11 protein-coding genes are annotated in these 9,659 nt (G+C 69.1%); 3 read left to right on the forward strand and 8 right to left on the reverse strand.

The window, feature by feature from the left end; genetic code table 11:
• Positions 1-53 precede the first annotated feature (53 nt).
• Genes KBZ15_RS01865 through KBZ15_RS01880 form a run of 4 tightly spaced genes read right to left on the reverse strand, consistent with a single transcriptional unit; the run spans position 54 to position 4,742 of the window.
• Entirely contained in the window at positions 54-1,778 is a 1,725-nt protein-coding gene (locus KBZ15_RS01865) for an NAD+ synthase (RefSeq protein ID WP_255012915.1), read from the reverse strand.
• Positions 1,778-2,425 carry a nicotinate-nucleotide adenylyltransferase gene (locus tag KBZ15_RS01870; protein WP_255012916.1) on the reverse strand — a complete coding sequence of 216 codons (648 nt, stop codon included), beginning with the start codon at positions 2,423-2,425 and terminating at the stop codon, positions 1,778-1,780. Before KBZ15_RS01870 ends, KBZ15_RS01865 begins: the two co-directional genes overlap by 1 nt.
• On the reverse strand, positions 2,422-3,729 hold the full coding sequence (locus KBZ15_RS01875; protein WP_255012929.1) for a GTP-binding protein: 1,308 nt from the start codon (positions 3,727-3,729) through the stop codon (positions 2,422-2,424). The genes KBZ15_RS01870 and KBZ15_RS01875 overlap by 4 nt, the downstream gene beginning before the upstream one ends.
• Complete coding sequence (locus tag KBZ15_RS01880) at positions 3,726-4,742, reverse strand: CNNM domain-containing protein (RefSeq protein ID WP_254929844.1); 1,017 nt, start codon at positions 4,740-4,742, stop codon at positions 3,726-3,728. The genes KBZ15_RS01875 and KBZ15_RS01880 overlap by 4 nt, the downstream gene beginning before the upstream one ends.
• A gap of 106 nt (positions 4,743-4,848) precedes the next feature.
• Here KBZ15_RS01880 and KBZ15_RS01885 point away from each other — a divergent pair, with 106 nt between their 5' ends.
• Positions 4,849-6,168 (forward strand): aminopeptidase P N-terminal domain-containing protein, encoded by a 1,320-nt coding sequence (locus tag KBZ15_RS01885; RefSeq protein WP_255012917.1) that lies wholly within the window; start codon positions 4,849-4,851, stop codon positions 6,166-6,168.
• 3 nt (positions 6,169-6,171) lie between these two features.
• On the opposite strand, the gene KBZ15_RS01890 is transcribed toward KBZ15_RS01885, so the two are convergent.
• The 4 genes from KBZ15_RS01890 to KBZ15_RS01905 are packed head-to-tail and all read right to left on the reverse strand — an operon-like array spanning position 6,172 to position 8,305.
• Positions 6,172-6,582 carry a type II toxin-antitoxin system VapC family toxin gene (locus KBZ15_RS01890; protein ID WP_255012918.1) on the reverse strand — a complete coding sequence of 137 codons (411 nt, stop codon included), beginning with the start codon at positions 6,580-6,582 and terminating at the stop codon, positions 6,172-6,174.
• Between the two features lie 3 nt (positions 6,583-6,585).
• Positions 6,586-6,831, reverse strand: a complete 246-nt coding sequence (locus KBZ15_RS01895; protein ID WP_255012919.1) for a hypothetical protein — start codon at positions 6,829-6,831, stop codon at positions 6,586-6,588.
• Between the two features lie 26 nt (positions 6,832-6,857).
• Positions 6,858-7,646, reverse strand: a complete 789-nt coding sequence (locus tag KBZ15_RS01900; protein ID WP_255012920.1) for a TIGR01548 family HAD-type hydrolase — start codon at positions 7,644-7,646, stop codon at positions 6,858-6,860.
• Positions 7,646-8,305 carry a transaldolase family protein gene (locus tag KBZ15_RS01905; protein ID WP_255012921.1) on the reverse strand — a complete coding sequence of 220 codons (660 nt, stop codon included), beginning with the start codon at positions 8,303-8,305 and terminating at the stop codon, positions 7,646-7,648. Before KBZ15_RS01905 ends, KBZ15_RS01900 begins: the two co-directional genes overlap by 1 nt.
• 59 nt (positions 8,306-8,364) lie before the next feature.
• Between KBZ15_RS01905 and KBZ15_RS01910 the strand changes: the two genes are divergently transcribed.
• Together KBZ15_RS01910 and KBZ15_RS01915 are read left to right on the forward strand one after the other, a co-directional pair.
• Positions 8,365-8,877 carry a 30S ribosomal protein PSRP-3 gene (locus KBZ15_RS01910; RefSeq protein ID WP_396123379.1) on the forward strand — a complete coding sequence of 171 codons (513 nt, stop codon included), beginning with the start codon at positions 8,365-8,367 and terminating at the stop codon, positions 8,875-8,877.
• A gap of 110 nt (positions 8,878-8,987) precedes the next feature.
• The coding region (locus KBZ15_RS01915; protein ID WP_255012923.1) for a response regulator transcription factor at positions 8,988-9,659 on the forward strand (672 nt) is incomplete at its 3' end.

Genomic DNA, 9,659 nt, shown 5'->3' on the forward strand with positions numbered 1-9,659 from the left:
GTGAGGCTCGCGGCGCTTGGGCTGGGGGCTGCCATGGTTCAGCTGCTTGGTCGTCACTCCAGGTTGGCGGCGGCGATCGGCATCCGCCAGCCGCTACCGAAGGCCCGCGCCCCGATCTTGAGCAGGGGTGGGGCTTGGCGCCGTTTGAATTCGGCCCGGCGCAGTAGCTGCATCACCCGGTGGGCCAGCTCCGCAGGGGTGCCGCTGGCAACCAGCTCCTCCGGGCTGCGCAGTGCTTCGATGTAGTCCTTCAGAATTGGATCCAGCACGGCGTAGTCGGGCAGGGAATCGCTGTCGAGCTGGTCTGGCCGCAGCTCGGCGCTGGGGGGTTTCTCGCGGATTGCCCGACCCACCAGCTCGCCTTCCTCCGGCAGCCCCAGCTCGCGGCGACAGGGGCCTGCTGCGGCCGAATCGAGCCAGGCGCAGAGGGCGAAGACCTGGGTCTTGTAGAGGTCGCCGATCACGGCCAGGCCACCGTTCATGTCGCCATAGAGGGTGCAGTAGCCCACGGCCAGCTCGCTCTTGTTGCCGGTGGAGAGAAGCAGCTGGCCCTCCTGGTTGGCCACGGCCATCAGCAGGGTGCCGCGGATACGCGACTGCAGGTTTTCGGCACTGAGGCCCCCTGGTGGGCCGCCGAGCACCGGGGTGAGGGTGGTGTCGAAGCTGGCCATCAGCGGTGCGATGGCGGCGGTGTGGCTGCCCAGCCCCAGGCGAGCCGCCAGGGCCCTGGCATCGCGCAGGGAGCCAGCCGAACTCCAGGGGGAGGGCATCAGCAGCGCCCGCACCCGAGCGCCCCCCAGGGCAGCAGCGGCGATCACCGCCACCAGGGCCGAATCGATGCCGCCGCTGAGGCCCAGCAGGGCCTGCTGGAAGCCGCATTTGCGGGCGTAGTCGGCCACCCCCAGCACCAGGGCCCGAAACAGCTGCTCAAGCGGTTCGGGCAGCTGGGCGGGGGAAAGGCAGCTGGCCTCGCCGCGGCCATCCCAGCAGGCCACCTGGACGCGGCTGCAGGCCAGCTGGCACAAAATTTTGCTGTCGGCATCGACCCCACCTCTGGCAGCCAGCACGAAGCTGGCACCGTCGAACACCAGCTCGTCGTTGCCGCCCACCTGATTCACGTACACCACCGGGCAGCCCAGCCGGGCGGCGGCCCGAGCGGCCAGGCTCTGGCGCAGGGCCACCTTGGCCTGGCCAAACGGTGATGCCGAGAGGTTGAGCAGCAGGTCGACGCGGCTTGAGAGCAGCTCGGCGACGGGATCGGCACCAGCCAGGCGGTGGCCCTGCAGTTCCTCCTCAACCCAGAGGTCTTCGCAGATCGTTAGCCCCAGGCGCCAGCTCCGGCCGCCCCGCTCAAGCTCCAGCACGCTGGGCCCGGTGGCGGCGCAGAAGTAGCGCTGCTCGTCGAAGACGTCATAGGTGGGTAGCAGCCTTTTGCGGGCCACCACGCGCCAGCTGCCGGCTTCCACCAGGGCCACCGCGTTGAACAGGTTGGGCAACGGCGCCGCGCCGGAGGGCTCGGCCATGCCCACCAGCACGGCCAGCCGGGGCAGCTCCCGGGCTAGGGACGCGGCCAGCTGGTCGAGCACGACGCCCTGCTTAGCGATCAGGCTGGGGCGTAGCAGCAGGTCCCGCGGGGGGTAGCCCCAGAGGGAGAGCTCGGGGGTGAGCACCAGATCGGCCCCCTGGCCGGCGGCCTGGTGGCAGGCGGCCAGGATTAGCTCGCCGTTGCCCGCCAGATCACCCACCAGCGGATTGAGTTGGGCCAGGGCGAGGCGCATCAGGGGCTGGTGGAGTGGCTGGTGGAGTGGCGGGTAGGGGGGCGGGGGAGGCTCGGATCGCCCAGGCCGTAGAGATTGTGCTCGAGCAGTAGGGGCAGCAGGCTGGCCGGAATCTGGCTTGGATCGGGGTTCTGGCGCAGGGCCGAGCTGGCGCTGGCGGGCACTTCCAGGCCAAGGATCACTACCCGCCCGCCGAGCCCTTCCAGCTGCTCCAGGCAGCCCGGCTGCAGGGGCCAGCCGGCCCTTGGGGCGATAGCCAGCACGCAGCGATCCAAAACGGCCTCGGCCTGCTTCCAGGAGGGGATCTGGGGGGCCAGGTCGCTGCCGACCACAAACACCAGTTCGCGGCCGGGCCAGGCAGCTGCGGCCCGTTCCAGGGTGGAGATCGCCCAGGGACTGCTCAACCCCTGCCGGTGGCTGAGCCGGGGGTTGCCGATGGCGGCCACCAGCTGGCCCAGCAGGGCTGAACGCTGTTCCAGGCTGGCGCCGTGCTGCTTGAGCGGGTTGTCGCTGGCCCAGGTGGCCACTTCGGGATAGGCCTGGACCAGGCCCTCCAGCAGGATCTGGTGGCCGCGGGTGGGCGGGTCGGCGCTGGTGCCAAACAGGGCGAGCGGCCCCTCTTCTGCTTTGACGACCCCGCCGCTCATGGCAGCAGGGCCTGCAGGTTTGCTGCGGGCTCGCTTCGATCGCCCAGCCACAGACGCACTTGGGGATCGCTCTGGGCCAGGCGCCGCAGCAGGGCCCCGGGGCGGCCGCCCCGCTGGGCCCCCCGCAGCAGCTCGGCGGCCGCCAGCCGGCCCGTGAGCCGGGTGGTGTGTACCGCCAGGGCCGCCTGGGCCAGGGCCACCGGCGCCGCGGAGGCCAGGCTCAGCCCCGCCGTAAAGGGTGCCCCCAGCAGCAGCAGTTGGCGCAGGGCGCCCAGGGCCAGCTGGATTGCGAGCTGGGCGCCGCCCAGCAGGGCGTTGTGGCCGGACAGCCTCTGCAGGAGCTGGCGGGCACCGGCGCCGCCCATGGGCAGGTCGTAGAGCTGGCAAAGCTGCAGCACCAGGGCGGTGTCGCAGGCCAGGCCACCGGCCAGGTCCAGCAGCACCAGCGGGTTGGCGGCCACGCCCGTGGCCTTGATGGCGGCGAAGCGGCCGATCAGGCTCTGGGCCGCCTGGCGACTGGCCCCCAGCCGCCAGCGCTGCAGGGCCAGGTGGAAGCGTTCGGCCCCTGCCAGGGCATTGAGGGCTAGCAGGAGCTCGCCGTGCTGCTCCAGCAGGTCCACCAGGGCCCGGCGCAGGGGGTTCACCCGGGGGGGCTGGGTCACGCTGCGCACCCGGCCATCGGCCAGCAGCTCCGGCTGGCGGGGGGCGGCGGCCACCGGGATCAGCTCGAGGTGGCGGGCCGCCACCGGCAGGCGCCGCTGGATGCTGGCGATCAGGGCGGTTTGTTGTTGCTCGCTCCAGCAGTCGCAACGGTTGAGCACCAGCAGCAGGGGCTTGCCACTGGCCAGCAGGGGCGAAAGGGCATCGTGCTCGACGCTGGTGAGGTCGCCGTCGAGCACCAGCAGCACCAGGTCTGAGCTCAGGGCAACCCGGGCCGCCAGTCGGGCCCGGGCGGCGGCGGCGATTTCATCGATCCCGGGGGTGTCCACCAGCTCCACCTGCGCCAGGCCGGCAATCGGTTGATCCCAGGCCCGGGCCTCCTGGTGGCGGGTGCAGCCATGGGCCACGTCGGTGGCGAAGGCGGCCTGGCCCAACAGGGCGTTGAGCAGGCTCGACTTGCCCACCCCCACCCGGCCGAACACGGCCACCCGCAGCCGCCTTTGCTGCAGTCGATCCAGCTGATGGTCCAGGGCCTGCAGCTGGCCGCCCAGCTGGCTCTGCTCGCGGCCACTGAGCTGCAGCTGGCTGCGCCACTGCTCCAGCAGCAGGCGGCAGCGCTCCGGTGTGGCGGGCACCTGGCTCATGGCCGGCCCGTCTCGCCCGCCGGTTGGGGCCGGCGCCACCAGCCCGCCAGCACCGCCAGCACCGCCTCGGCACCGATCACCCCGACGAAGCCGCCGAATTCATCCACCACCACCCGCACGCCGGTGCTGTTGCGACGGAAGCCGGTGAGCAGCCGGTCGGCCCGGATCATCTCCGGCACGTAGTCCACCGGCGCGCTCAGGGAAGCGGCGTTGCGGCCGCCCTCACCCTCCAGCAGGGCGGTGAGCAGGCGCTCGCGGCTGGCTACCCCCAGCACCTCATCCACCTCCTCGCCAAGCACCACCCACCACTCGGCGTTGTTGGCCAGCAAGGTGCTGCGCAGCTGCTCCAGGCTGGCCGCGCCCTCCAGGGTTGGGGCCGCCACCCGCGGCGTCATCAGGTCGCGGGCGGTGAGGTCGTTGAGCTGGAACACCTTGGCGATCATGGCCGCCTCGTCGGCTTCTATCTGGCCCTTCTGGGAGCCCAGGCGGGCCAGCTGCCGGATCTCCTCCTCGTCGGTGCTGATCTCGTTGTCGGCCGTGATTGCCGGCAGCAGCTGTTCCAGCACCAGCACCAGCGGCAGCATCAGCCGGGCGAGCACCGCCAGGGTGGGTGCGCTGCTCAGGGCCACCGGCAGGGCCAGGCGACTGCCGAGGGCCTTGGGCAAGATCTCACCCAGCAGGATCACCAGCACGGTGAGGCTCACAGAAAACAGGGGCAGGGCGATGCCCCCAATTCCCAGTCTTTTAAACACGATGGCGGCGTAGCCACCCAGCATCAAGCTGCCGAAAATGTTGAACACGTTGTTGGCGATCACCAGCACCGAGAGGGTGCGGCCCAGCCGCTGACGCAGTTGCTCCAGCCGGCGGGCGCCCCGAACGGGCTGGCTGCGGGCCGCCAGTTCATGCACCCGCACCGGATTCACGGTGAGCAGGGCCGCCTCCACGCCAGAGCAGAGGGCCGATCCGGCGATCACCACCACCACCAGCAGCGCCAGGGCGAGCAGGTCGTTCATTGGGCCGGTTTGCCTCTCGCCATGTCCCTATTCAATCGTCCCTGCCAACGCCTGGCCCGGTGGCTGCTCCAGACTGGTCTCTGCCAGGGCAAGAAAACTGCGCACCATGACCGATCCGTCGACCTTTGCCCAGCGGCGTGGGCGCTTTTTTGCCCAGCTCGGTGGGGCAGCGGCGGTGATCCCGGCGGCGCCGCTGGCGGTTCACCACGCCGATTGCGAGTGGCCCTTCCGCCAGAACAGCGACTTCTGGTATCTCACCGGTTTCGATGAACCGGAGGCGGTGGCCCTGTTCCTGCCCCACCGGCCAGAAGGGGAGCGCTTCGTGCTGTTTGTGGCCCCCAAGGAGCCCAGCGCCGAGGTGTGGCACGGCTTTCGCTGGGGCTGCGAAGGCGCGGTTGCGGAATTCGGGGCCGACCTGGCCCATCCCCGCCAGGAGTTGGCCCAGCGGCTGCCTGAATATCTGAAGGGGGCCGAGGGCATCGCCTTCCGGGTGGGCAAGCATCCGCAGGTGGAGCCCCTGGTGCTGGCGGCCTGGGCCGGCCAGCTAGACCGCGCTCCCCGCAGCGGCTCGGCAGCCTTCGGTCTGGTGGCCCCCTGCCCCCTGCTGCACGAGCTGAGGCTGCGCAAGGGGCCCGAGGAGCTGGAGCGCCTGCGCGAGGCGGCCCGCATCTCCGCCGAGGCCCATGAACTGGCCCGCCAGGTGGCCCGGCCGGGCCTCAGGGAGCGGCAGGTGCAGGCGGTGATCGAGCAGCACTTTCTGGAGCAGGGGGCCCGCGGCCCGGCCTATGGCTCGATCGTGGCCGGCGGCGACAACGCCTGCGTGCTGCACTACACCGCCAACAGCTCCCCCCTGCGGGATGGCGACCTGCTGTTGATCGATGCCGGCTGCTCCCTGGGCGACTACTACAACGGCGACATCACCCGCACCTTTCCGATCAATGGCCGTTTCAGCGGCGAACAGCGGGCCCTCTACGAGCTGGTGCTGGCGGCCCAGATGGCGGCGGTGGCGGCGGTGGCGCCGGGCTGCACGGCGGAGGGCGTGCACGACACGGCTGTGCGGGTGCTGGTGGAGGGGCTGCTGGAACTGGGCCTGCTGGCGGGTTCGCTAGACGGAATCATCGAGCAGGGGGCCTACCGCCACCTCTACATGCACCGCACGGGCCACTGGCTGGGCTTGGATGTGCACGATGTGGGCGCCTATCGGCTGGGCGAGCACCACGTGGAGCTGGAGCCGGGGATGGTGCTCACAGTCGAGCCGGGCCTGTATGTGAGCGATCGGCTGCCTCTGCCGGAGGGGCAGCCCGTCATCGAAGAGCGCTGGAAGGGCATCGGCATCCGAATTGAAGACGACGTGGCCGTCACCGACCATGGCCACGAAAACCTCACTGCAGCGGCCCTCAAGGCGCCGGCGGCGCTGGAGCGCTGAGGCTCACGGCAGGGCATCAGCCCAGCTCTGGATGACGCGCAGCCCATCGATCTGCTGAAAATGTGCGTCGAAGCTGAACAGAACGGATCCCATCTCAACGACACTGGCCGCGATCCAGATGTCATTGGTGGGAATGGGCCGACCCTTGCGGCGTAGGTCTCGGTAAATCAGTGCATATGTGTCTGCTGTGGCCAAGCTGCAGGGGCAGTGGTCGATCCGCGGTGAGGCAAGAAATTGGCTGAGTTCCTCACGGTTGCGGGCTTCGCGCGTGCCGCAGGCGAAGCCCGCCAGCAGTTCTCCAATCACTGTGCTGCTGATCAGCAGCCTTTCGGCACATTGCACAAGCTCGACGCAGGGGAGAAGGCCCCGCTTAAACCCTGGGTAGGTATTGGTATCCAGGGCAATAGCCCGCATCGTTTATCGCCAGAGTTCTGGATCGATCTGTTCAAGGGGGGCGATGGCTGCGCTGAAGGCATCGCTCTCTTGCTCAGACCAAGTGCCAGCTAGGGCGTCCAGATCATGATGGCGGGTGTTTGGTTCGGAGGTATCCCCTGTTAAGCGACGCAGCACGAGGCGATTGAGGCTGATGCCTTGCTGGCGGGCCTGCTCCTTCAACTGGTCTAACTGGACCTCGTCCAGGCCACGAACACTGATGCCTGGCATGGCTGATAGCACTGGATGATTGCAAGCTACATCAGGCTGATGGCATTGAGGTGCTGGAGGCTGCTGAGAAGTTTTGTTGTGCTTGCAATCACCGCATCGGCGCCGGCCTCCAGCAGCTTGGCCTCGTAGGCGAGCCGCGCTACGGGATGGGCGTGTAGGTGGGGCGGCGCCACCGCCAGGCTGAGGAAGAGCTGGCCGGGGCACTGGGCCCGGGCTCTCTTCACCGTGAGCACATCGGCCACCGTGTCGCCCAGGTAGACCACCGGCGGGGCACCAGCGCCAAGGCTGGCGCCGGCCAGCCGGCTGGCCAGGCGCAGCAGGCCGGTGGGATCGGGCTTGTCCGGCGCATCCCCCATGGCGATCAGGGGCGGATCGGCCAGGCCCAGCCGGGTTTGCAGCACGTAGCGGCAGGAGGGGGGCTCGGAGCCGCTGACGAAGCCGTAGGCCAGGTTTGCCGCCGTCAGGGAAGCAAAGAAGGGCTCCTGCACCAACAGGGGCTCCTGGCCGATGAAGCCCCGCCACAGGCCGGGGTCGCCAGCGGGATCGCCGCCGAAATAGAAGCTGTCAAACACCGCAACCAACGCTTCAAGGGCCGGCAGGGGTGTGTGTCCAAGCCGCCGCAACAGCTCCAGTGAGGCCTGCCAGTCGTTGTTCCAGCAGCCTTCGCCCTTAAGGGCGTCGATGGCGGCCGGCTTGGGCCGCTGGCCCCCGTAGTGATGAACTGTCTCAACGATTGCTCGGCGGTAACTGGCGCTCACGTCGCGGATCACGCCGTCGATGTCGAACAGCACAACGGCCTGGGGCGGGGTGGGCATCAGGATTGGGCGTCGAGCTCGAATTGGGCGCTGGCGGCGGTGGTGGCCCCACTGCTGAACAGGTCTGCCGCCAGCTCTGGGCTGATCGTGAAGGTGTTCAGCCCGGCGCCGGCCAGCTCGCTGAGCTCGCCGGGCTGACGCAGGCTGGCCGCCAGCAGGCGCACACTCGAGCCGATGCCCTCCAGGCAGCGCTGCATGGCGATCACCTCCGCCAGCCCGTCGCGGCCCTGATCATTGATGCGCCCCAGGTAGGGGGCGATGTAGGTGGCCCCCAGGGCGGCAGCGACCAGCACCTGGTGGACTTCGTAGCAAGCGGTGAAGGTCAAGGGGATGCCCCTGCGGCCGAGCTCCCGGCCCACGGCTGCCCCCTGGCGGGTCACAGGCAGCTTTACGGCTATGCGGCCGGGGGCCAGGGCCGCCAGCTGCTCTGCGCAGCCCAGCATCTCCGCCGGGGATGGTCCCCAGGCCTGCAGGTGCAGTTCGGCGATGCCATGGCTGAGGGCCGTCGCGCTGAGGGCGGCCAGGTTGTCCAAACTGCAGGTCTGGGCCGCCCGGCAGAGCAGGGTGGGGTTGGTGGTCACCCCGTGGAAGAGGCCGCTGGGCAGCCACTCCTGCCAGGCATGGGGGTCGGCCGAATCAAGGAACAGGCGCAGGGCCATGGGCCGGGGAAGCGGCTGGTAGGTTAGTTGTTTGAATCGTTGCCTTGAGCGTCGAGCCCATGCCAGCCCCCGAGAGCGCTCCTGGCGCTGCTGTGATCGAAGTGCCCGTGGCGGCAGAAGTGCCTGTGCTGGCAGAAGTGTCCGAGGTGCCGGTTGCAGCAGATGACACAACCACCCAGGGGCGCCCGGTCATGCGTGGCGGCAGCGCTGCCCTGGCCACGGCCACCATTGACGAAGACGGTGTTCCATCCGGCTATACCCCCAAGGCCGATGAGGGTCGCTTCCTGCTGAAGATTCTCTGGCTGCCCGACAACGTCGCCCTGGCGGTGGATCAGATCGTCGGTGGCGGCCCCAGCCCCCTGACCGCCTATTTCTTCTGGCCGCGGGAAGATGCCTGGGAAACCCTCAAGGGTGAGCTGGAGGGCAAGAGCTGGATCACCGACAACGAGCGCGTTGAGGTGCTCAACAAGGCCACCGAAGTGATCAACTACTGGCAGGAGGAGGGCAAGGGCAAGAGCCTTGATGAGGCCAAGCTCAAGTTCCCCGACGTCACCTTCTGCGGTACCGCCTGATTTCTGGCGACGAAACTTGGCGCTAGCCTGAACAGATTAGGGGCGCTAGGTACAGGTCCCTAGGCACGACCCAATAAAAAGGTCATGGCGCTCCCACCGGACTGATCGACGTGGCCGAAACGATTTGGATCCTCGACGACGATGCTGAGCTGGGAGCCCTGCTCCTGAGCCAGTTCGCCCAGCGGGGCTGGTCGGCCCGTCACCTGAGCCATCCCCGCGAGCTCGAGCTTGCCTTTGACCAATCCCAGCCGGATCTGCTGGTGCTCGATGAGTTGTTGGCCGAACAACGGGGTACCGATGTGCTTGCGCGTCTGCGCCGGGGGCTGCCCCACCTGCCGGTGCTGATGTTGTCCGCCCTGGGGGGACCCCGGGATCGGGTGGCGGGGCTGGAGGCCGGAGCCAACGACTATCTGGGTAAGCCCTTTCTGTTTCGGGAGCTCCAGTTACGGGTGGAGCAGCTGCTCAAGCCTGCCCAGATCAGCCGGCTTGGGGCCCAAGCCTGGCAACTCGGTGAGCTCCAGTTCCAGCCCCAGCAGCTCTGGCTGGGCCACCCCCAGGGCGCGGGCCTGGACCTCTCCCGCGGCGACGTGGCCCTGCTGCAGCTGCTTTGCAGCCGGGCCGGGGAGGTGGTCAGTCGTCAGGACCTGGGCCAGGCCAGCGGCAGCCTGGTGGATGTGGAGCAGAGCCGCAGCATCGATGTGCGGTTGTCCCGGCTGCGGCGCCTGCTGGCGGAGCTGGAGCCCGAGCTCAATGTGATCGACACGGTGCGGGGCCGCGGCTAT

Source organism: Cyanobium sp. BA20m-p-22, from assembly GCF_024346275.1.
Taxonomy (GTDB): domain Bacteria; phylum Cyanobacteriota; class Cyanobacteriia; order PCC-6307; family Cyanobiaceae; genus Cyanobium_A.

Coding starts and splice junctions, on each gene's coding strand:
- KBZ15_RS01865 (WP_255012915.1), bottom strand. CDS start 1,778: ATGCGCCTCGCCCTGGCCCAACTCAATCCGCTGGTGGGTGATCTGGCG.
- KBZ15_RS01870 (WP_255012916.1), bottom strand. CDS start 2,425: ATGAGCGGCGGGGTCGTCAAAGCAGAAGAGGGGCCGCTCGCCCTGTTT.
- KBZ15_RS01875 (WP_255012929.1), bottom strand. CDS start 3,729: ATGAGCCAGGTGCCCGCCACACCGGAGCGCTGCCGCCTGCTGCTGGAG.
- KBZ15_RS01880 (WP_254929844.1), bottom strand. CDS start 4,742: ATGAACGACCTGCTCGCCCTGGCGCTGCTGGTGGTGGTGGTGATCGCC.
- KBZ15_RS01885 (WP_255012917.1), top strand. CDS start 4,849: ATGACCGATCCGTCGACCTTTGCCCAGCGGCGTGGGCGCTTTTTTGCC.
- KBZ15_RS01890 (WP_255012918.1), bottom strand. CDS start 6,582: ATGCGGGCTATTGCCCTGGATACCAATACCTACCCAGGGTTTAAGCGG.
- KBZ15_RS01895 (WP_255012919.1), bottom strand. CDS start 6,831: ATGCCAGGCATCAGTGTTCGTGGCCTGGACGAGGTCCAGTTAGACCAG.
- KBZ15_RS01900 (WP_255012920.1), bottom strand. CDS start 7,646: ATGCCCACCCCGCCCCAGGCCGTTGTGCTGTTCGACATCGACGGCGTG.
- KBZ15_RS01905 (WP_255012921.1), bottom strand. CDS start 8,305: ATGGCCCTGCGCCTGTTCCTTGATTCGGCCGACCCCCATGCCTGGCAG.
- KBZ15_RS01910 (WP_396123379.1), top strand. CDS start 8,365: ATGCCAGCCCCCGAGAGCGCTCCTGGCGCTGCTGTGATCGAAGTGCCC.